19 protein-coding genes are annotated in these 18,365 nt (G+C 52.7%); 8 read left to right on the top strand and 11 right to left on the bottom strand.

The annotated features are described in order from the left end of the window. Window positions 1-163 precede the first annotated feature (163 nt). A complete protein-coding gene (locus tag Q4E93_RS26985) occupies window positions 164-1,531 on the top strand; it encodes an aldehyde dehydrogenase (RefSeq protein WP_303590698.1) in 1,368 nt (455 codons plus the stop codon). Window positions 1,532-1,540: 9 nt separating this feature from the next. On the opposite strand, the gene dusB is transcribed toward Q4E93_RS26985, so the two are convergent. Beyond that, on the bottom strand, window positions 1,541-2,584 hold the full coding sequence (gene dusB / locus Q4E93_RS26980; protein WP_303590696.1) for a tRNA dihydrouridine synthase DusB: 1,044 nt from the start codon (window positions 2,582-2,584) through the stop codon (window positions 1,541-1,543). Window positions 2,585-2,607: 23 nt separating this feature from the next. Between dusB and Q4E93_RS26975 the strand changes: the two genes are divergently transcribed. From Q4E93_RS26975 to Q4E93_RS26960, 4 genes are all read left to right on the top strand, one after another. Further along, window positions 2,608-3,519 (top strand): CPBP family intramembrane glutamic endopeptidase, encoded by a 912-nt coding sequence (locus tag Q4E93_RS26975; protein WP_303590694.1) that lies wholly within the window; start codon window positions 2,608-2,610, stop codon window positions 3,517-3,519. 42 nt (window positions 3,520-3,561) lie between these two features. Next, the gene (locus tag Q4E93_RS26970; protein ID WP_303590691.1) at window positions 3,562-4,455 is read left to right on the top strand and encodes a phosphatidate cytidylyltransferase; all 894 of its coding nucleotides are present in this window, start codon (window positions 3,562-3,564) and stop codon (window positions 4,453-4,455) included. A 215-nt stretch (window positions 4,456-4,670) separates the two neighbouring features. Then, complete coding sequence (locus tag Q4E93_RS26965; RefSeq protein ID WP_303590689.1) at window positions 4,671-5,327, top strand: phosphatidylserine decarboxylase family protein; 657 nt, start codon at window positions 4,671-4,673, stop codon at window positions 5,325-5,327. A 41-nt stretch (window positions 5,328-5,368) separates the two neighbouring features. Beyond that, entirely contained in the window at window positions 5,369-5,512 is a 144-nt protein-coding gene (locus Q4E93_RS26960) for a hypothetical protein (protein ID WP_303590687.1), read from the top strand. Window position 5,513: 1 nt separating this feature from the next. On the opposite strand, the gene Q4E93_RS26955 is transcribed toward Q4E93_RS26960, so the two are convergent. Next, the gene (locus tag Q4E93_RS26955; protein ID WP_303590686.1) at window positions 5,514-6,209 is read right to left on the bottom strand and encodes a YjjG family noncanonical pyrimidine nucleotidase; all 696 of its coding nucleotides are present in this window, start codon (window positions 6,207-6,209) and stop codon (window positions 5,514-5,516) included. A 37-nt stretch (window positions 6,210-6,246) separates the two neighbouring features. Between Q4E93_RS26955 and Q4E93_RS26950 the strand changes: the two genes are divergently transcribed. Continuing rightward, window positions 6,247-6,948 carry an SDR family oxidoreductase gene (locus Q4E93_RS26950; protein WP_303590685.1) on the top strand — a complete coding sequence of 234 codons (702 nt, stop codon included), beginning with the start codon at window positions 6,247-6,249 and terminating at the stop codon, window positions 6,946-6,948. A 105-nt stretch (window positions 6,949-7,053) separates the two neighbouring features. Continuing rightward, window positions 7,054-9,042 (top strand): BatD family protein, encoded by a 1,989-nt coding sequence (locus tag Q4E93_RS26945; RefSeq protein WP_303590684.1) that lies wholly within the window; start codon window positions 7,054-7,056, stop codon window positions 9,040-9,042. Between the two features lie 13 nt (window positions 9,043-9,055). Here Q4E93_RS26945 and Q4E93_RS26940 read toward each other — a convergent pair whose 3' ends face one another. The 5 genes from Q4E93_RS26940 to Q4E93_RS26920 form a co-directional block, all read right to left on the bottom strand. Further along, window positions 9,056-9,757: a response regulator transcription factor gene (locus Q4E93_RS26940; protein WP_303590682.1), complete on the bottom strand. Its 702-nt coding sequence runs from the start codon at window positions 9,755-9,757 to the stop codon at window positions 9,056-9,058. 5 nt (window positions 9,758-9,762) lie between these two features. After that, window positions 9,763-10,731: a sensor histidine kinase gene (locus tag Q4E93_RS26935; protein WP_303590681.1), complete on the bottom strand. Its 969-nt coding sequence runs from the start codon at window positions 10,729-10,731 to the stop codon at window positions 9,763-9,765. Further along, complete coding sequence (locus tag Q4E93_RS26930; RefSeq protein WP_303590679.1) at window positions 10,728-11,300, bottom strand: gliding motility lipoprotein GldH; 573 nt, start codon at window positions 11,298-11,300, stop codon at window positions 10,728-10,730. The genes Q4E93_RS26935 and Q4E93_RS26930 overlap by 4 nt, the downstream gene beginning before the upstream one ends. A 91-nt stretch (window positions 11,301-11,391) precedes the next feature. Next, window positions 11,392-12,267, bottom strand: coding sequence for a YicC/YloC family endoribonuclease (locus tag Q4E93_RS26925; RefSeq protein WP_303590677.1), 876 nt, complete (start codon window positions 12,265-12,267; stop codon window positions 11,392-11,394). An 11-nt stretch (window positions 12,268-12,278) separates the two neighbouring features. Continuing rightward, on the bottom strand, window positions 12,279-12,845 hold the full coding sequence (locus Q4E93_RS26920; protein WP_303590675.1) for a pseudouridine synthase: 567 nt from the start codon (window positions 12,843-12,845) through the stop codon (window positions 12,279-12,281). A 270-nt stretch (window positions 12,846-13,115) separates the two neighbouring features. Between Q4E93_RS26920 and Q4E93_RS26915 the strand changes: the two genes are divergently transcribed. Beyond that, entirely contained in the window at window positions 13,116-14,063 is a 948-nt protein-coding gene (locus Q4E93_RS26915) for a UDP-3-O-(3-hydroxymyristoyl)glucosamine N-acyltransferase (protein WP_303590673.1), read from the top strand. A 147-nt stretch (window positions 14,064-14,210) separates the two neighbouring features. On the opposite strand, the gene Q4E93_RS26910 is transcribed toward Q4E93_RS26915, so the two are convergent. The 4 genes from Q4E93_RS26910 to pheS all read right to left on the bottom strand — a co-directional run bounded on the left by Q4E93_RS26910 (window position 14,211) and on the right by pheS (window position 18,308). Next, the gene (locus Q4E93_RS26910) at window positions 14,211-15,302 is read right to left on the bottom strand and encodes a carboxypeptidase-like regulatory domain-containing protein (protein WP_303590671.1); all 1,092 of its coding nucleotides are present in this window, start codon (window positions 15,300-15,302) and stop codon (window positions 14,211-14,213) included. A gap of 88 nt (window positions 15,303-15,390) precedes the next feature. Further along, the gene (locus tag Q4E93_RS26905; protein WP_303590669.1) at window positions 15,391-16,413 is read right to left on the bottom strand and encodes an NAD-dependent epimerase/dehydratase family protein; all 1,023 of its coding nucleotides are present in this window, start codon (window positions 16,411-16,413) and stop codon (window positions 15,391-15,393) included. 3 nt (window positions 16,414-16,416) lie between these two features. Continuing rightward, window positions 16,417-17,265, bottom strand: coding sequence for a 3-hydroxyacyl-CoA dehydrogenase family protein (locus Q4E93_RS26900; protein WP_303590667.1), 849 nt, complete (start codon window positions 17,263-17,265; stop codon window positions 16,417-16,419). Between the two features lie 11 nt (window positions 17,266-17,276). Beyond that, entirely contained in the window at window positions 17,277-18,308 is a 1,032-nt protein-coding gene (gene pheS / locus Q4E93_RS26895) for a phenylalanine--tRNA ligase subunit alpha (RefSeq protein WP_303590665.1), read from the bottom strand. Window positions 18,309-18,365: the final 57 nt, after the last annotated feature.

Here is an 18,365-nt window from a genome sequence, read left to right as displayed (position 1 = left end):
TACGTCCGAATTGAAATATGCTTCTAGCCTTGCCAATCTTTCGTTGAGAATGTCATGAAGCGTTGAATCGAAGATGGGTTTCATCTGATAAAGTTTTCGCAAAATTAAAAAGCAAATCCCGCCGAATTTGAGGAAATTGTTACTGCATTAAACCAGTATAATTATGTCTATCGATCTGCCTGCCATGCGCCGCCATTTCCAGTCGGGGGCTACCCGGTCTTACGATGTGCGGAGAAAGCATCTGCTGTTGTTGAGAGAAAGCCTGCTGCGGCACGAGCAGGCGATTGCGGAAGCGCTGTATGCCGACCTGAAAAAGGGCCGCGAGGAGGTGTATGGCACGGAGACGGGATTGGTGCTGGCCGAATTGAACAATAGCCTTCGACATCTCCGGAAATGGATGCGGCCGCGGCGTGCGGGGACCAACATGGTCAACCTGCCTTCTTCTTCCCGGGTCTATCATGATCCATTGGGTGTCGTGCTGATCATCGCGCCCTGGAACTATCCCCTGCAGCTGGCGCTGGTGCCCCTGATCGGCGCCCTGGCGGGCGGCAATTGCGCGGTGGTGAAACCATCGGAACATGCTCCCGCCACGTCGGCCCTGATCGAAAAAATGCTGGTTGCCCTCTATCCGCCGGAATATGTCTGCGTGGTACAGGGCGAGGGGGCGGGCGTGGTGACGGGGATGATGCAATCTTTCCGATTTGACCATGTTTTTTTCACAGGCAGCATACCTGTCGGGCGGGCCGTGTACCAGCAGGCGGCCAAAGAGCTGGTGCCTGTTACGCTGGAGCTGGGCGGCAAGAGCCCGGTGGTGGTGGAGGCCGATGCCGACGTACCCACCGCTGCCAGGCGTATCGTTCTGGGCAAGTTCATCAATGCGGGGCAGACCTGTATTGCCCCGGACTACCTGCTGGTGCATGCGGATGTCAGGGACCGGCTGATGCATGCCATGCAGGAGACCATGTTGTCTTTTTACGGAGCCAGGCCGGAGGAAAGCAACGATTATGCGAAGATCATCCATGAAAGGAGGTTCGATACGCTGGTGGGCTACCTGTCGGAGGGGAAGATCGTTTCAGGAGGGCGTCATGACAGGACGCGGTTGTTTATCGAGCCCACCCTGATGGAAGATGTTTCGCCGGAGAGCGCCCTGATGCGGGAGGAGATATTCGGCCCTATCTTACCGGTGTTCACCTACCGGAACATGGAAGAGGCGCTGGCCATCGTGCGGCAGCATCCGGACCCGCTGGCTTTTTATCTTTTCACCCGGAACGCCGGAAAGCAGCGCTCCTGGATGGAGCAATTTTCATTTGGAGGAGGATGCATCAACAATACGGTATGGCATTTCGCCAATCATCACCTGCCTTTTGGTGGTGTGGGCTACAGCGGCATGGGAGCTTATCATGGCAAAAATACTTTCGATGTATTTACGCATGCAAAGCCTGTGATGCAAACGCCTGTATGGATCGATCCGTCGATCAAGTATCCTCCTTACGAAGGCAAGCTGAAATGGTTCAGATTTTTTTTCAGGTGAGGGTCGTCGTTAGTATGCGCAATCTTCCAGCTGGCTGGCCGAGAAACTGGTGACGGTGCGTTCTGGGACGAATCCGGCATAGCGCTGCTGCACCTGCAGCAGAATGTCCTCGATCTCCGCAACGGAGGCTTTTTGCACCAGCTGGTTGCGGAACTCCTTGATATAAGGGAAGCCTTTCAGGTAATTGGTGTAGTGCCTGCGCATTTCGAGGATGCCTACGACGGGGCCTTTCCATTCCACGGAACGGAGCAGGTGGTCGCGGATGGCGGCGATCCGTTGTTCGATGGTCGGGGCGGGCAGATGATCGCCCGTCTGCAGGTAATGCTTTATCTCGTTAAAGATCCACGGGTAACCGATGGCGGCCCGGCCGATCATGATACCATCTATGCCGTAGCGGTCCCGGTATGCTTTTGCTTTTTCAGGCGAATCGATGTCCCCATTGCCGAAGATGGGTATCCTGATACGGGGGTTTTCCTTTACCCGGGCGATGAGGGTCCAGTCGGCATCGCCTTTATACAGCTGCGCGCGGGTCCTGCCATGGATGGTGAGGGCTTTGATCCCCACGTCCTGGAGCCGTTCCGCCACTTCTTCGATGTTTTTCGACTGATCGTCCCAGCCGAGGCGTGTTTTCACCGTTACAGGCAGCTTTGTACCTTTTACGACGGCTGCCGTCAGGCGCGTCATGGCTTCCACGTCCTTTAATACGGCCGCACCGGCGCCCTTGCAGACCACTTTTTTCACCGGGCATCCGAAATTGATGTCCACGAGGTCGGGCTGGACGGTGTCGACGATGCGGGCGCTCATGGCCATGGCTTCTTCATCCCCTCCGAAGATCTGGATACCGAAAGGGCGTTCGTACTCGAAGAAGTCCAGCTTCATACGGCTCTTCATGGCGTCGCGGATCAACCCTTCGCTGGAAATGAACTCACTATACATCAAATCGGCCCCATTCTGCTTGCAGACATAGCGAAAGGGGGGATCGCTCACGTCCTCCATAGGGGCCAGGAGAAGTGGAAATGCAGGAAGTTGTATATTGCCGACGTTTATCGCCATCAGGGATGCAAATTTACACTGAAATGCCCAATGGTCAAAGGATAGATGAAGCGTTGTTATTTATGGACAGAAGATTGAAAATACCCTCAGCCTGGAGCCAGCTCGCCTTGTTCCTGCTCCTGCTGGGTGGGAGTATCCTCTTTACGAGCGTGTTTGTAAGCTTGTTGGCGCCCGGCAACCGGAGCGTGAATGGGGAGAAGCTGCTACAGATGATCTCTACCATGGGGATATTTGGCTTACCGGCCTATTTTTATGCAGTGATGACTTCCCGGGAGCCTCCCCTGGACTTTCTTGGACTTCGGAAGACCCCGCACCCGGCTTTTTATGCGCTGGCAGTGGTACTTCTCCTGTTCTCCTTTCCATTTGAGGGCTGGCTGGGGCAGATCAATAAGAACCTGCCGCTGTCCAACTGGATGATCAACATGGAGAAAGAAGCCGAAGTGAAAACGGCAATACTGTTAAAGACCCATTCTGCCATCGACATCGTTATCAATGTAATTGTCATTGCCGCCATTCCGGCTATCTTCGAAGAAGCCTGTTTCCGGGGGGCGTTGCAGCGTATACTGATCCAGATCTTCAAAAGTCCGTGGGTAGGCATTACCGCTTGTGCCATTTTCTTTTCCGCCATGCATTTTCAATTCAGGGGTTTTTTGCCCCGGATGTTCCTCGGGACATTGCTGGGCGCTATCTACTGGTATAGCGGCAGTCTCTGGGCCTCTATCCTGGCGCATTTTTTTACGAATGGCATCCAGGTAGTGGCTGTCTCGTTTTATCCCCGCCTGCTGACGGAGGACCCTTCCGTTCCGCTTTATTGGGCAATTATTTCTTTGGTAATAGTCGTAGGTTTGCTTTCTGTACTACGGCGGCGCTCTACCGCAAACTACGCGGAGGTATATGCGGAGGGCACCAATGACTATGACGGATTTCCGGAATGATGGCCTCCGAGCCGAAGTTCTCAGACGTTTTAACAGTTGACAATGGCATTGAACCCTACTATATTCAAGACCCGATCGCTAACGGCTGCCATATTTGTAGTCGTCATGCTTACCGGGTTGCTTTGGAACCAATGGAGCTTTTTTATTCTTTTTTCCATCATCCATTTCGGCGCCTGGTATGAATACCAGCGGCTGATAGCCGGCATCGACGGACAATATGCCACCATTTCACCTTTTCATCGTTATGGCGTCATGATCGCCGGCTGGTGCCTGATGTGGTATTTTACCAATAAAGGGTATCGCATCGGGAATGTTTCTTTCCATGCCATCGGATGGTGGATGGGGCTGGTGTTTTTATTTGTGCTGCCCCTGGGAGAGATCATTTTTACCCGTGTGCTCAACGTGAGGAACCTATTGTATTCTGCGGCCGGATTGGTTTATATCTCTCTCAGCCTGGGCCTGCTGACACATATGAAGACCATGTTCTACGGGAATATCGTCAGTTTCTGGGGCACTTTGCTCGTGCTGATCATCATTGGTTCCATCTGGATCAATGACACCATGGCCTATATTGTCGGATCGCTGATAGGCAAGACGCCTTTTTCGAAGATCTCCCCGAAAAAAACATGGGAAGGCACCCTGGGCGGCGCTGTCCTGGCGATCGTTGTCATCGGCACCATCGGGTATTTTTTTACCCGTCGTGTCAATGATGGGTTGACAGATTGGTCATGGACGTTGCAATGGGCGGCGATAGCGGCTATTGCCGCCGTTGCCGGTACTGCGGGCGATCTGCTGGAAAGTAAGCTGAAGCGCATGGCGGGGGTGAAAGACAGCGGACAAATCATGCCGGGGCACGGAGGTTTCCTGGACCGCTTTGACTCCTTACTGGTGGCGACCCCTTTTGTATGGCTTTATATGATGTGGCTGTTGTTGTGACAGGACCGCATATGGCTGCCCGGTTGATCCGGCAAATTCCTTAATTTTGCAGGACAAACCACAGGTTTGTCGGCTGTAACCGAGCGAAGCGAAGGTTAAGGACGAGGAAAAACAAGGAACGAAGTTTTGACGAAGTACCTATCTTTAGATTTTTCCGGAAGACGGGCTATATTTTTCAGTTAGCCCGTTTTCCGGACATTTTTCAATTAATTGTAATGACTATTCATCGGGAAGGCTATCAGACGATCACCATTAGCGCACTGGCTTTTGCAGTGATCAACCTGCTCTCTTTTTACTTTATCAGCGCGCATGTGCCCTGGCTCAGCTATCTTATCTTTTTCGTGACGTTGGCCTTGCTGTTATTCCTGATCTCTTTTTTCCGGGTGCCCAACCGGAAACTGTCAAAGGGGGATGACCTGATCATTTGCCCGGCGGATGGCAAGGTAGTGGTCATCGAAGAGATTGTCGACCAGGAGTTTTTTAAGGACCGTCGTATACAGGTGTCCATTTTCATGAGTCCTGCGAATGTCCATCAAAACCGCAATCCCATAGGAGGCGAAGTGGTGTATAATCAATATCATAAGGGAAAATACCTGGTAGCCTGGCATCCCAAGTCTTCCACCGAGAATGAGCGGCACAGCGTGGTGCTGCGCAATGGGCGCGGGGAGATACTGGTGAAGCAGATTGCCGGCGCATTGGCCAAACGTATTGTGAACTACCTGTCTGTGGGACAGAAGGCGGAGCAAAGTGCGGAATATGGCTTTATCAAGTTCGGCTCCCGGGTGGATGTCCTGCTGCCTGTGGGCACCAAGGTGAATGTACAGCTGAACCAGGTAGTGCAGGGCGGTGTTACGGTACTGGCGACGTGGTGATTTAATTGGGATTTTTGAGAGAAATAGGGTATATTTAAATTATGAAGAAGATATTAATACTCGCTACAGCCGCTTTTCTTTTTGCCGGCGTTGCCCATGCTACAAATGGCAAGGAAAAAGGCAAGAAAAAAGAAAAGACCCACAAGACCTGCCCGGGCAAGGAGTGTGGAAAGCAGAAGGGCTAGGTCAGAATATTCTTTCCAGCTCCTTCAATGAACGAATGGTATAGGTTGGTTTTACGGCGGGCTCCTCGCCCACGTGATTGACGTATACCTGGTCGATACCTGCATTCATGGCGCCCTGAATATCCGCCTCCACATTGTCCCCCAGCATAATGCTTTCCCGCTTAGCAGCCCCCGCTTTCAGTAAGGCATATTCGAAGATCTCTTTATGCGGCTTGAGGCTGTTGGATCCTTCCGACGTGATGACCTCCGTAAAATAACCGGAGAGTCCTGCGTGCTGCAGCTTGCTGTGCTGGGTCTTCTCGAACCCGTTTGTTATGAGGTGTAAGACATAACCCTTATCCCGGAGATAGCCCAACACTTCCAACGTATGGGGGAACAGGATATTCCGGGTGGGCAGGGCGTCCAGGAAGAGGACATCCATCTTTCGCGCCAGGGGTTCGTCACCGATCCTGAAATCCAGGAGGGTAAGCCACATCCTCTTCCATCGTAACTCATCCACCTTGATATACCCGTTGCGGTAACGAGCCCATAATTTATCATTATGCACGATGTAACAGCGGTGAAAAAGGTCGAAATCGTGCACACCTCTTTCAGCCAGGTTCAGCGAATGGTATAATTCTTCCAGGGTTTGCCGGCTATTGGCCTCGAAATCCCAGAGCGTATGGTCCAGGTCGAAAAAAAGGTGTTTATATTGCATATTGTATGCCGGGGATATGCCCGTAAATCACGAAGTTATGAATTGTATCATTACCGGAGCCTCCCGGGGATTGGGTAAGGCCATCGCGGAAAAATTCGCCGCCGGCGGATATGACCTTTGTCTTGTATCCCGCAATGGGGACGCCCTGCAACGGACAGCAGATGAGCTGGCGGCAAAATATCCTTCCATCGGGATCCGGTGGCGTGCCTTTGACCTGGCGGATAAGCGACAGGCGCTGGCCTGCGGTGAGTGGCTGTCTGCAGGCGGGGCATCGCCGGATATCCTGGTGAACAATGCCGGGCAGTTCATTCCGGGCAGTGTTCACGACGAGGCCGATGGCGTGTTGGAAAAGATGATGGAGGTCAATCTTTACAGTGCTTATCACCTTACACGTGCATTGCTACCCGCCATGATCGCACGGAAAAAGGGGCATATTTTCAATATTTGCTCCATCGCTTCCCTGAAAGCCTATCCCAATGGGGGGGCGTACAGCATCAGCAAATTCGCCCTGGCGGGTTTTTCAAAGAACCTCCGGGAAGAGATGAAGCCGCATGGTATCAAAGTGACGGCGCTCTATCCCGGGGCGGCCTATACGGATTCCTGGGCGGCCAGCGGGATCGATCCTTTGAGGATCATGGAGGCGGGGGATATTGCGGAGATGGTGTATGCAGCCAGCAGGCTTTCGGCGCAGGCGACGGTGGAGGAGATCGTGATGCGGCCGCAGTTGGGGGATTTGTAGGCATTTATGCAGCGAAACGGCCAGGGCAGCGATCTTTAACTGAGTTTTAACCCTGGCCGGGCGGTGTTGCCTGCCAATCAAAATGTATTTTTACAGTCGTGAGGTATGGATCCTGTTAAATCAATAAAATTATCGGCTATCGGCGCAATTGTACGTCTTCCCTTCATGATCCTGGTCATATTGCTGATGGGCCTTTTTGTGTCCGGCCAGGTGAAGTTCAATACGGTCGTCAGCAGCCAGGAACTCGGCAGGGGTGATTACCTGCAGGTGGAGTACGTCGTTGAGAATGCGCGCCAGATAGATCAGCTGACGCCTCCGGATTTCCAGGGATTCCAGGTGGTGCAGGGACCCATTCAATCCAGCGGGATGAGCATTGTCAACGGCAATATGAGCCAGTACAAATCGCTCTCTTTCGTTTTACAGCCTGTCAGGACCGGTAAGTTTGTCATCGGCGGCGCTTCTGCAACGGTGGACGGCAAGCATATGCAATCCAAATCCATTGCGATCACCGTGAATGCGACCTCTTCGGGCGCGGGGGGCGGCGCTGGCGGCGGCAATACCCGGCCTGTCAATCCCTTTCCTTCCATCAACTGGCCGCCGGATCCGATGGGTGCCCCCAGGGATGTAGAGCGGGACATCGTGCTCAGGCCGGGAGAAAACCCCAAAGAGAAGATCCGCAAGAACCTTTTCCTGAAGGTGCAGGTGGATAAGACTTCCTGCTATGTAGGTGAGCCTATCGTCGCGACCTATAAGCTCTATTCCCGTCTGAGCTCGGAGTCCAGGGTGACTAAGCGTCCTTCGCTCAACGGATTTAGCGTCTACGATATGGTGGACCCCAATACGGATGCTCCTACCGTGGAGCGACTCAATGGCAAGGCATATACGGTCCATGTCATTCGTAAAACACAACTGATACCGCTGCAGCCGGGCACCATCGACCTGGATCCCGTGGAAGTGGAGAATACCGTTCATTTTGTCAAGGGAACAAAGCAGCAGGAAACAAGGCATAGCAGTGGTAACCCATTGCGGGACTTTTTCGACCAGATGTCGGATGACGATGACCTGGGACCGGAGGTGGAGGAAAATGTGACCCTGAATACGAAGCCCGTCTCCATCACGATTAAGCCCCTGCCGGAGGAAAACAAGCCGGCGGGTTTTAATGGCGCCGTGGGCAGCTTCTCTATCCAGTCCTCGCTGGTCAATCGCAATATCACGGCGCAGGATGAAGCGACGCTGCATGTTGTCATCAGCGGCAAGGGCAATCTGCCGGTGATCAATGCGCCACAGCTGACATGGCCTGCGGGCGTCGATGGTTTCGACCCTTCCACCAAAGAAGATATCAATAAAACCGTGGCTCCCATGACGGGGACCAAGTCTTTCGACTATGTTTTTACGCCCAGGGATCCCGGGCATTATACCATTCCGGCCATTCATATCCCTTATTTCGATCCGGCCACGCAATCGTATAAGACGGCGGGTACGGAGCCGCTGGATTTCCAGGTAATGGCAGGCGCTGCAAAAAAGAAAGCACCCGCTGTGAAGGCGGCCCCTGTCACGGAAGAAGAAAGCAATGGCGCGCTGAAGAAATTGATCCAGGATCACCTGGAATGGATCTTTGCCGTATTGATCCTTTCTTTCCTGGCTGTCTACTTATTGAGGCAGAATATGCGTTTGAAAAAGACGGAGCAGGAGCAAAAAGAGGCGGCCGCGAAAAAAGAGGCCGAAGAGCTGTTGGCCGAAAAAGCCCGGCAGGCGATGGCAGCTTCGGTGCAAATGGCCGTTGCGCCCGTGATAGACCCTTTGCAGGAAACCAAACAATTATTTGAGCAGGGGGATTTTCAGGGTTTTTACAGGGAGCTGAACCGGGCCGTGTGGAAAGCGATCTCGAAAAAGCTGGAGCTTCCCGCCAGCGAGCTGAATAAGCATAATATTGTCCGTCAGCTGGAGCTAAAAGGCTGGGACAAGGAAAATATCCTTTCTTTGGAAAGCATCCTGAATGAATGCGAGATGAACCTGTATACGCCGGCGTATGACCCTTATAACATGCAGCTATTGCTGCGGCAGGCGGAACCGGTGCTGCACCGGCTGGCCTGATGATGGAAGGATGTTATTCCGTGTATTTATAGCCCACCCCTCTCACCGAGTGGAAATATTTGGGGTTGCGGCTGTCCTCTTCGAAGTATTTCCGGAAGTTGAGCACAAAGTTGTCGATGGTGCGGGTGGTGGGATAGACGTTGTAGCCCCACACGGCCTGCAGGATCTTTTCCCGGGTGACTACTTCATTCCTGTTCTCGATGAGCAGCTTCAGCAGCATGACCTCTTTCTTGCTGAGCTGGATGCGCTCGCCTTTTTTGGTGGTGGCTTCCTGGGCCTTGAAGTCGATGGTGTTCTTCCCGAAGGAGTACACATCGCCGGCAGAATCCTTTTCCTGCATTTTCTTATTCTTTTCGATCAGCTTGCGGATGCGCAGAAGCAATTCTTCCAGGTTAAAAGGTTTGGTCAGGTAGTCGTCTGCTCCTTTCTTCAGGCCCAGCACCCTGTCGGCACTGGCGTTCCTGGCGCTGAGGATGAGGATGGGCACGTCATTGTTCCGGACACGGATGGTCTCAGTGACGTTGATGCCGTCGATGCCGGGCAGCATGACGTCCAGTATGATCAGGTCGAAATATTCGGAGTCGATCGCTTTCAATGCCTGTGTTCCGTCAAAAGCGGATGTGATCTCATAGCCTTCCAGCTCCAGGTTCAGCTTTAGAGCTTCGTGAAGGTTTTCTTCGTCTTCTACCAGGAGGATGGAGATTTTTGCACTCATAAATATTAAAACGATACTGTAAAAATACTCCCAACCGGGGAATTGTCGGTGACTTTAATCGTTGCTTTATGGTCCAGGGCGATCTTGCGGCAGAGGTAAAGGCCCAGTCCTGTCCCCTGGGCGGTGCGGGTCTGTTCCCGGCCTGTGCGATAGAACTTGTCGAAGATCTTCTTTTTTTCTTCCTCCGGTATGCCGGGTCCTTCGTCTTTGACCTGGAGAAGGATATGGTCTTTTTGTTTCCGCAGCAGGATGGAAATGACGCCTTCCTTAGGAGAATATTTGATGGCATTCTCTGCGAGGTTGCTGACGAGCATTTGCAGCAGGAGGGGGTCCCCTGCGAGACTGCAGCCGGGTTCGATGACGTCTTCCCATTTCCGGTCGGCATAACGGTGACGGAGGTCGTGCACGATGCGTTGTACCAGGGAAGAGAGGTCGAGGTCTTCTTTGGAGCGGGTGTAGCCGCCCCCTTCCAGCTGGGAAGCGATGAGAATATTATTGGCCAGGTTATCCAGCCTGCCTGTTTCCTGGAGGGCTGCCTGGATGATCTTTTGTTGTTTTTGTTCGTCCAGCCGATGTTTCTGAAGGGTCTCGAGGTTGAGCTTGGTGACGGCGATGGGTGTTTTCAGCTCGTGGGTAACGGCCATCATGAAGTATTGTTGTTGCAGCTGTAGTCTTATTTGTCTTCTTACTTCCCGGTAGACAAAGAGGGCGCCTACGAGGATCAGGAGGAGGAAGGTGCTGCCTTCGCCGATGTAACCGGCTGTTTTCCGATCGGCTTCCGCATTGATGGCGTTGAGCCTGGATTCATAGGCGGGATCGTCCAGCTTCAGCTCCTGTAATTTGTAGGTGGCCATCTGCCTGTTCTGTGTTTGCAGGGCGATGAACCACCAGCCCAGCCCGGCAATGATATAGGCGAGCAGCACCCAGTAGACGGTGGTGGCAATGGCAAGGCGTCTTTTTCCAAATAGGTTCATTGCACTTTTTCCAGGCGGACCCCTACGTTCAGGACATGTGGGAGGGGGTCATCGCGCATTATTTGCTGTAGTGTAAAGGAATAGGTACCGGGTTTTGAAAAGCCTGTAAGGGCCAGGTCGCGGACCAGGATGCGGTGTTCGTAAATATCGTCCATGCCACTGCCCTTCCATCCATTGTTATCGGCCAGGGGAAGGTCGGCGCGCAGGCTCTTGCCAACGGTGTCTCCCGGCTTGCGGATGATGCCCTGTATCCAGATATTATTGTATTGGTAAGCATCGGAATGCCGCAGCACCACATAAACGTTGTACCGGTCTGCCGTGTCTTTTGCCTGTATGGTAAAGTCGATGCGGGGCTTGAAGCTGCTGGCCCAGGCCTGACCGGGGATGGTCACGTTCTTTTCAAAAACATCGGAAGGGAGGGGGGTACAAGCTGCAAGCTGCAGGCTACAAGCAGCGAGCAGGGCCATGAGCTTTGAGCTGCGAGCTTTGAGCAAAGAGCTGCGAGCTGCGAGGAAAGCTTCAAGCTTCAGGCTACAAGCTACAAGGGGGGAGAAAAGCTTCGGTTTCAAGGAATTTTATTTGTGTAAAGATAGGTTCAAAGTAAGACTTTTTAAAACGCCTGGCTTGCAGATTGTAGCTTGTAGCTTGTAGCTAAATGTGCTATAGCACATTTAAGACCTGTTCCTTTGCTTTTTCCAGCTCGTCCTTCATCAGCACTACGCATTTCTGGATAGTGGAATCATACGCCTTGCTGCCTGTGGTGTTGATCTCCCGGCCTATTTCCTGTAAGATGAAGGAAAGCTTTTTTCCCTTGCCCTCTTCCGGCTCCTGCAGGATGTTCTTAAAATAATCGCAGTGGTTCTTCAGCCTTACCTGCTCTTCGCTGACGTCTATCTTTTCAATATAATAGATCAGTTCCTGTTCCAGCCTGTTGGCGTCATAGTTCTCCTTGCCGACCTGCTCTTCCAGCAGTTTGGTGAGGCCTTCCCGGATCTTTACCTGCCGGAGGGGTTCCAGGCGGATCACTTCTTCCTGGTGCTTGAGAATATTGTCGATACGGAGAAGGAGGTCTTCTTCCAGGGATGCCCCTTCGTTAAGGCGGTGTCCGTTCAGGTCGTCGATGGCGCTGAGGATCACTTTTTCAAATTGCTGCCATTCTTCATCGGTGAGGGTGTCGCTGGTGGGGGTGATCACTTCGGGTAATTTCACCAGGGTGCTGAGGATATTCGAAGGATCCAGGTTCAATTCTTCGGACAGATCGGCCAGGGCTTTGTAATAAGCTTTGGCGAGGTCGGTGTTGATGCTGACAGGTTTGGCGTTGCCGGTGCCTTTCAGGCTGATGGTACAGTCCAGCGAGCCGCGACCCAGCTTTTCGGAAAGGAGCTTGCGGATGGAGAATTCGAATGGTTTTAGAAAAGCGGGTAGTTTCAGCTGCAATTCAAACTGTTTGCCATTCAGGGATTTGATATCCACCTGGAAGGTTTTGTCTCCTACTGCCTGTTCTGCGCGCCCGAAGCCGGTCATTGATTTCAGCATGTTTATATATTTTATGATGGAAAGTTAACGATTTCCCGCATCTCACCGGGTTGTAAACCATCCAGGGTGATGTTGCCGATGCGGTGGCGTATCAGTCTCAATGTGGGAAAACCGGCCTGCGCCGTCATTTTCCGGACCTGCCTGTTTTTGCCTTCCTGCAGGACGATCTTTATCCAACTGGTAGGAATATGGGCACGATAACGGATGGGGGGATTTCTCACCGGCACCCCTGGTTCGCTGTCGAACAGCTCCACCTGGCAGCGGCGGGTGGTATATGGTTTACCGTCGATATTGATGGTAACGCCCGAACGCAAACGTTGTAAAGCGGCTTCATCGATCTGTCCATCCACCTGTACCCAGTACTCCCGTTCGTGTGCAAATTTTGGATCGAGGAGGCGATGGTTCAGCTGTTTGTCATTCGTGAGCAACAAGAGCCCTTCGCTGTCGAAATCCAGGCGGCCAACGGGATACACGTCGGCGGGCACGGAAAAAAAATCCTTTAATGTCGGCTTTCCTTCATTGGAAGTAAATTGAGACAACACGTTGAATGGCTTGTATACGATGAAATACCGGGACACGATGGTTGAAAAAATTTGAATGAAAATCGGATGGCGGATCCAGGGTTTAAGCAAACAAAAATCCCGCCAGAAGGCGGGACTCTTAGTATATGGATGGGTTAGTAAGTACCGGGAAATAAATTTCCCTACACAATATTAAAAATAATTTTCTCTATCTGAAAAAATTTTCTCATAAATTTTATTCACATTTTTTTTTAGCCTGTGGAAAAGGGAGCGAAGACAGCGTCTTAAAGTCTTCGTTCCGGGCTACCTTCGCACAAATTTTCCATCATGAAATTTCCTTCTCCCGTCTCTGTTCAATGGATCGCCGACTTCCTGGGCGCTCAGCTTATTGGTGATAAGAATGGCCATGCCACCGGCATAAACGAGATCCATAAAGTAGAGAAAGGCGATCTTGTGTTCGTGGACCATCCGAAGTACTATGACAAGTGTATCAGGTCGGCGGCCAGCTATATCATCATTAACCAAGCGGTGGAGCAGCTGCCTGCGGGGAAAGCGCTGCTGGTGGTGGAGCAGCCTTTTGAAGCTTATCTGAAGATCGTCCGTCATTTCCGCCCTTTCGAGCCGGCGGTGAAAATGGTCAGCGATTCGGCCGTCATAGGTAAAAATACGTATATAGCGCCCGGTGTCTTCATCGGCCATCATGTGGTGATCGGTGATGATTGCATTATTCATCCCCATGTCACTATCCTCGACCATTGTGTCATCGGCAACAAGGTGATCATCCAGGCGGGCACCGTCATCGGGAGCGATGCCTTTTACTATAATTCCAAAAAGGACAGGGAGCTGTGGTATAAGAAGATGGAGAGCTGCGGGCGGGTGGTGCTGGAAGATGGGGTGGAGATAGGCGCCAATTGTACCATTGACAGGGGGGTAAGCCATGATACACGCATCGGTGCGGGTACGAAGATGGATAATCTCGTACATATCGGTCACGACACGGTCACGGGCAGGAATTGTCTGTTTGCCGGCCAGGTAGGTATTGCCGGCGCCGTGGAGATCGGCAACGGGGTGATCCTCTGGGGCCAGGTAGGCGTCAGCAAAACGCTGTCTATCGGGGATAATTCAGTGGTATTGGCGCAGAGCGGAGTGCCTGCTTCGCTGGAGGCGGGCAAAGTGTATTTCGGCACGCCTGTGGAGGAGGCTGCGGTCAAGAAAAGGGAGCTGGTGTGGATCAAGCGGATACCTGAACTTTGGAACAGGGTCATGCAAGGTTGAGCACAGCTCAACCGGCCGAAGGCCCATCATAGGCCCTGATAGATGCCGCAGGCATCGGTAGAAGCTCAGCGAGTTCGAGGAAGCAAGGTCTGCTAAGCGGAACTAGCCAGATGAAAGACCATCGAGGGAAGATTGGCGGTTAACAACTCATTCCGGGTTGTAGTCGTACGGCAACGTCTCCGCCAGTTTCTTCCAGGCCCAGTAACCCATATTGATCACGTCCGGCTGGTCGTAAAAATAGCCGTTCTCCTCGATGACGAAGCCATTGAGGAGGTCCAGCGCGGAGATCTCCACTTTTGTATTGAGCGGGAAATTGTGCTCCTGCAGGTATTTTCTGTTGGGTACCTGGTTGGTGTAGCTCACCCTCAGGCGGCCTGTGAGGTTGATCGCCACCTCTCCGCTGTCCACTGAATAGAATTTTGGGTCGTAGGGGTCCTTGATGGTTTTGAGCTTTCCCTTATTGCTGCTGTCCGCCCATTCCAGTATGAACCCTTCGTCCGCCAGCGTGCTGTCGTACCAGCTGCGGATGAAATGAAGCCGGGAGCCGGCATAAGTATAATCCCTGTTGTTCTTCCAGGTCTGCTGTTGCTCAGGCGTTCCCTGCATCTCTTCGAAGAGGGGATAGCCCGCATAGGTGCTGATATTCGTGCCGTACTCGTATACGAAGGAGTCCAGCTGGAATCTTATCTTATAGCCGAGGGCATTATTGGTAACGATCAGCTCTTCTTTCGCTTTTACCCGGAGCTTGTTCCTTTTCTTATAGAAATAAAATTTCAGGGCATCCTTATTCTCCAGGGTGCATTGGGAGGCGAAGGGTGTGGTCCCGATGAAATTATCCAGGAAGAACTGTCCGTATTTATTCCAGCCGTCCTCCACCTCTGCGCTGCCGGTGACGACTGCTTCTCCCAGGCTTTTGTCCGCTTCTTTCATTTCAATGGTGAGACTGTCCTTATCCTTCGTATCCTTATTGATGCGGATGTTTCTCGTCTCATAACCCGTAAAGGAGACGATCATGTCGTATCCCCCATTGGCCAGGCGCATGGAGAAGCTGCCATCATTCTTTGACACGGTGCCTATCGTGGTGTTCTGGCAGAAAACGCTGGCGCCTGCCAGGGCCTGGCCGGATTTTGCATCGATGACCTTACCGGTTATGCTGAAGGTCTTATCCTGGGAATAGAGGGGCAGCGACAACAGGATTAAAGCGCTGTAAAGGAGGGGCCTTAGGAAATGCGCATTCATGGATATCGTTTTATATGGTAAGATAGGCAGGTTATATGGAATTTGAAAGGCGGCAGAGGGATTTTAACATGCGCCAGGCCAGTGTGGATCATTCCGCCTTCAGCAGCCTATACGCGTTGCAGGCGCCCTGTATCGTCTTTTCCAGCGGAGTAAACCGGAAGCCGGGCAGTTGCCGCAGGATCTTGCTATTGTCAAACATGGTCCTGCTTTGTGCAACACGGGCGCTTTCCCGGGTCAGCAGTGGGCGGTGGCCGGAAAACATCGACTTTATCTTTTCCAGTCGCCAGGCGATGGCGCCAAGGAAGGGCGTGGCTTCCCGGTGGGGTGGTTTTTTCTCAAATGCTGCGGCGATGTTATTGAACAGCTGTCTGAAGGACCAGTTGTCTGCATTGAGGATAAAGCGCTGCCCGGTGATATCGCTTTCCAGCAAGGCGACGATGGCCGCAGAGACGTCCGTAACGTCCACGAACCCGTTGATGCCATTGCTGTACCAGGGGAATTCCCTGTATACATTTTTAAAGATCGCGCAGCTGGAGGTATTCCAATCGCCGTAGCCGAGGATGGTGCTGGGGTTTACGATGACGGCCGGCAGGCCTTCGCCGATGGCCCGCCAAACTTCCAGCTCACCGTAAAATTTGCTGATGGCGTAGCTCGTTTGATGCTTGTTGCTTTCCCATTTTTTTTCTTCCGTCACTTTCTCCTCTTTTTTCGTGCGGCCCAGGGCGGCGACGGAGCTGACATGTACGAAACGGTGTATGCCCTGTGCGATGGCTGCATTCACCACATTGGCGGTGCCTTCGATATTGGTGGCATAAAGAGTATGCCTTTCCTTCCTGTCAAAGGAGACCTTTGCCGCTGCGTGGATGACGGCGTCAACGCCCTCCATGGCCTCTTCCATGCCGATGGGGTCCATGATGTCGCCGGGTACCCATTCCACTTTATCCAGGATACCAGGAGCGATATAGAAGGGTTGCCGACCGTCCCGGCGAATGGCCCGGACGGAATATCCTCTTTCTACCAATTCCCTGAGAATGTAAGCTCCGAGAAATCCGGTGCCTCCTGTGACGAGGACCCTTCCTTTGCCCGATGGGTTAAGCGTAATGGGATCCATAGATCAGTGAAGATAGTTATAATATCCTTTTCCGGATTTGCGACCCAGCTCTCCGTCCCGGACTTTCTTTTCCTGGATAGCGGAGGGCCGCAGCCGGGAGGGTTTGCCCATTGCATCATAGACGGAGCAGCTCACGGCATAGTTTATGTCATTGCCGATGAGGTCCATCAGCCGGAAGGGCCCCATTTTAAAACCGGATGCTTCCATTATATCGTCGATGTCGGCGAGGTCGGCGGCGCCATTCTCTACAAGTCGTAGCGCTTCCAGATAGTAGGGTCTTGCAACGTGATTGACAATGAAGCCTGGTGCGTCCTTACACAGGACGGGCGTTTTGCCCATCTGCCTGGCAAGATCCAGGAGGGTGCGGATGACGGTGTCGTCCGTTGTGCGTGCTTTGATCACTTCCACCAGCTTCATGAGGGGGGCGGGATTAAAGAAATGCAGGCCGGCGAATTTTTCCGGATGAGGCAGCTGTTCCGCCAGTGCGGTGATGGACAGCGAAGAGGTGTTGGAGGTAAAGATGGTTTGACTGTCATTGTATTCCGCCAGCCGGCGAAAGAGGTCCAGCTTGGCTTCCTGTTTTTCCACGATGGCTTCGATGATGAGGTCGGCGCGGCAGTCCCGGAGGTCTGCGGCGAGATGCAGGCGTTGGAGGGTCGCTTGTTCTTCTTCGGGGGTGATGCGTCCTTTCTCTTTTAAGGCCCTAACATTCTTTTCGATGGAAGCTTTTCCTTTTTGCAGGACTTCGGCATTAACATCAAAGAGGATCGTTTTGAAGCCGCCTGCCGCAGCTGTCTGAGCGATACCGCTGCCCATGGTGCCTGCTCCGCAAATGCAGATGGAGTGGATCATACAATTAATATTTATACCGCCCCGGTGAATTGCCTGAGGAATCGTACGTCATTTTGCGAATACAGGCGGAGGTCGTTGACCCTGTATTTGAGCTGACAGATCCGTTCGACGCCCATCCCGAATGCGAAGCCTGTATATTTATTGGAGTCGATGCCGAAGTTCTCCAGCATTTTCGGATGTACCATACCGCTGCCGAGGATCTCTACCCATCCCGTGTGTTTGCATACGCTGCAACCGCTGCCGCCGCAGATGCGGCAATTGATGTCCATTTCGGCGCTGGGCTCCGTGAACGGGAAATAGGAGGGGCGGAACCGCACTTTCACATCCTTTCCAAACATTTCCTGCACGAAGAAATAGAGGGTTTGTTTCAGATCGGCGAAAGATACATTCTCATCCACGTACAGTCCTTCAGTCTGGTGGAAGAAGCAGTGGGCGCGGGCGCTGATGGTCTCATTGCGGTAGACCCGGCCGGGGCAAATGATGCGAATGGGAGGCTTTTGTCTTTCCATCACGCGGGCCTGTACGCTGCTGGTATGGGTACGCAGCAGCCAGTCGGGGTTCTGATGAATATAGAAAGTGTCCTGCATATCCCGGGCAGGATGATTTTCCGGGAGATTGAGGGCGGTGAAGTTATGCCAGTCATCTTCGATCTCGGGGCCTTCTTCCACGGAGAAGCCAAGTCGTCCGAAGATGTGCACGATCTGGTTGCGCACCAGCGTGATGGGGTGATGGGTGCCCAGGGGCAAGGGGTCGCCGGGCAGGCTAAGGTCGATGGCGGGACCTGCGGAAGCGTGGGCGCTGTCACCATGGCTCTTCCATTGCTCGTATTTGGCTTCGGCCAATTGCTTGAACTCATTCAATACTTGTCCAAACTCTTTTTTCCTGTCCGCCGGGACATTTTTCATCTCTGCAAACAAGCTCTTCACAATGCCTTTGGTGCCAAGGAATTTGATGCGATACGCTTCCAGGGCGTCTGCTCCGTCGGGTTGGATGCTCCCTATTTCCTGTTTGTAGGCCTCGATCTGTTGTAACAATTGCTCCATGGCGCAAACCTACACCATAATGCCGAATTCTCAATGAGGGGTGAATGGCCGGATACA

The sequence above is a fragment of the Flavitalea plasmicola genome (assembly GCF_030546645.1).
Classification (GTDB): Bacteria; Bacteroidota; Bacteroidia; order Chitinophagales; family Chitinophagaceae; genus Puia.
The sequence above is the reverse complement of the archived record's forward strand: the minus strand, read 5'-3'. Positions and strand labels throughout refer to the sequence as shown.

What these genes read in the sequence shown, in the direction of transcription:
- Q4E93_RS26945 (WP_303590684.1), top strand. Translation starts at nt 7,054, where the DNA reads ATGGATCCTGTTAAATCAATAAAATTATCGGCTATCGGCGCAATTGTA.
- pheS (WP_303590665.1), bottom strand. Translation starts at nt 18,308, where the DNA reads ATGGAGCAATTGTTACAACAGATCGAGGCCTACAAACAGGAAATAGGG.
- Q4E93_RS26985 (WP_303590698.1), top strand. Translation starts at nt 164, where the DNA reads ATGTCTATCGATCTGCCTGCCATGCGCCGCCATTTCCAGTCGGGGGCT.
- Q4E93_RS26910 (WP_303590671.1), bottom strand. Translation starts at nt 15,302, where the DNA reads ATGAATGCGCATTTCCTAAGGCCCCTCCTTTACAGCGCTTTAATCCTG.
- Q4E93_RS26955 (WP_303590686.1), bottom strand. Translation starts at nt 6,209, where the DNA reads ATGCAATATAAACACCTTTTTTTCGACCTGGACCATACGCTCTGGGAT.
- Q4E93_RS26975 (WP_303590694.1), top strand. Translation starts at nt 2,608, where the DNA reads ATGCCCAATGGTCAAAGGATAGATGAAGCGTTGTTATTTATGGACAGA.
- Q4E93_RS26915 (WP_303590673.1), top strand. Translation starts at nt 13,116, where the DNA reads ATGAAATTTCCTTCTCCCGTCTCTGTTCAATGGATCGCCGACTTCCTG.
- Q4E93_RS26950 (WP_303590685.1), top strand. Translation starts at nt 6,247, where the DNA reads ATGAATTGTATCATTACCGGAGCCTCCCGGGGATTGGGTAAGGCCATC.
- Q4E93_RS26965 (WP_303590689.1), top strand. Translation starts at nt 4,671, where the DNA reads ATGACTATTCATCGGGAAGGCTATCAGACGATCACCATTAGCGCACTG.
- Q4E93_RS26900 (WP_303590667.1), bottom strand. Translation starts at nt 17,265, where the DNA reads ATGATCCACTCCATCTGCATTTGCGGAGCAGGCACCATGGGCAGCGGT.
- Q4E93_RS26925 (WP_303590677.1), bottom strand. Translation starts at nt 12,267, where the DNA reads ATGCTGAAATCAATGACCGGCTTCGGGCGCGCAGAACAGGCAGTAGGA.
- Q4E93_RS26935 (WP_303590681.1), bottom strand. Translation starts at nt 10,731, where the DNA reads ATGAACCTATTTGGAAAAAGACGCCTTGCCATTGCCACCACCGTCTAC.
- Q4E93_RS26970 (WP_303590691.1), top strand. Translation starts at nt 3,562, where the DNA reads ATGGCATTGAACCCTACTATATTCAAGACCCGATCGCTAACGGCTGCC.
- Q4E93_RS26960 (WP_303590687.1), top strand. Translation starts at nt 5,369, where the DNA reads ATGAAGAAGATATTAATACTCGCTACAGCCGCTTTTCTTTTTGCCGGC.
- Q4E93_RS26905 (WP_303590669.1), bottom strand. Translation starts at nt 16,413, where the DNA reads ATGGATCCCATTACGCTTAACCCATCGGGCAAAGGAAGGGTCCTCGTC.
- Q4E93_RS26940 (WP_303590682.1), bottom strand. Translation starts at nt 9,757, where the DNA reads ATGAGTGCAAAAATCTCCATCCTCCTGGTAGAAGACGAAGAAAACCTT.
- dusB (WP_303590696.1), bottom strand. Translation starts at nt 2,584, where the DNA reads ATGGCGATAAACGTCGGCAATATACAACTTCCTGCATTTCCACTTCTC.